At 56.0% G+C, this 921-nt stretch carries 1 protein-coding gene and 1 pseudogene; both read right to left on the bottom strand.

Annotated elements, in window-relative coordinates; all coding sequences use genetic code 11:
- On the bottom strand, nt 1-611 hold a 611-nt coding region (locus JIN85_RS20590), incomplete at its 3' end, for a hypothetical protein (protein ID WP_200274392.1).
- 61 nt (nt 612-672) lie between these two features.
- Nucleotides 673-921, bottom strand: a pseudogene (locus JIN85_RS20585) (hypothetical protein); the annotation flags it as partial.

Below are 921 nucleotides of genomic sequence, written 5' to 3'. Positions count from 1 at the left end.
TGGCCCTGTTCCCAGCCTTCCGCCCACGCTTTCCACAGCGCGTTTTCGGTCGGGTCTTTCGTGAATGGATGAGGGTTGGTGCTATAGCTCTCGCCCTGCGTCGCCGCCTTGAATCCATCCTCGAATGCCTGCTCTTCTTCCGGGGTTTTCGGCGGAGCGGGTAAAAGCTCCATCGGTGCAGGCAACGCGTGGACAATCTCAGCGTCTACCACTGGCCCGGCGTTTCTCTGGGAGGCCGAGCTACCTTTGGTGAAATCGAAGACTTCCTGATCGGGATCGGGAAGCTCCGCGCTTGCCGAGTCTTTGAACGTATCAACGGGTTTGTAAGAAACTTCGACCGTGTCCTTCTCCTGAGCGAACTTTGCTTTGAAAGTGACCTCTAGACTTCCATTGCGATCGAAGGCTTTGGCGATCCCTTCATAATGAGTGAAGAAAAGGTCCGCGACCAATCCCATGAAATTCGCCATGTGATGGGGGCGGAGTTTTTTGCGATGCTTATCAGGAAGGCATTCGGTGATAGTCGGCAGATAGCTTTCAGCATCGGCGAGGTGACTGATGAGTTCCCGCTGCCGGGCAGTCGGCTTCCATTTGGTGTTCTTTTCTGTGTCCATGATTGTGTATTTCTTTGCCCTGCTCCCCGGGCCGGGTCCGCTTGTTGTGAATGGTGGGCTGTCAAAAATGGCCGGATCCGCGCTCAAACTTTTCGGAATCCTCAAGGCATCGATGCGCCTCGTTCCCCTCCACCGCGCTGACAAAAAAACCGAGCACCGCCGCCATCACTGACGCGATGCACCAGCCCGGATGCTGATAGAGAGCAGCCGCAAACGCCCAAATGACGCAGGCCACCGCAAAGGCTCCGGCACATAGCGCAGTCAGGAAATGCCGCTTCGCCGCTCGAAGGTATCGGTTCAATTTCATTGC

It is taken from the genome of Luteolibacter pohnpeiensis, assembly GCF_016595435.1.
In the GTDB taxonomy this organism is placed as follows: Bacteria; Verrucomicrobiota; Verrucomicrobiia; order Verrucomicrobiales; family Akkermansiaceae; genus Luteolibacter; species Luteolibacter pohnpeiensis.
The sequence above is the reverse complement of the archived record's forward strand: the minus strand, read 5'-3'. Positions and strand labels throughout refer to the sequence as shown.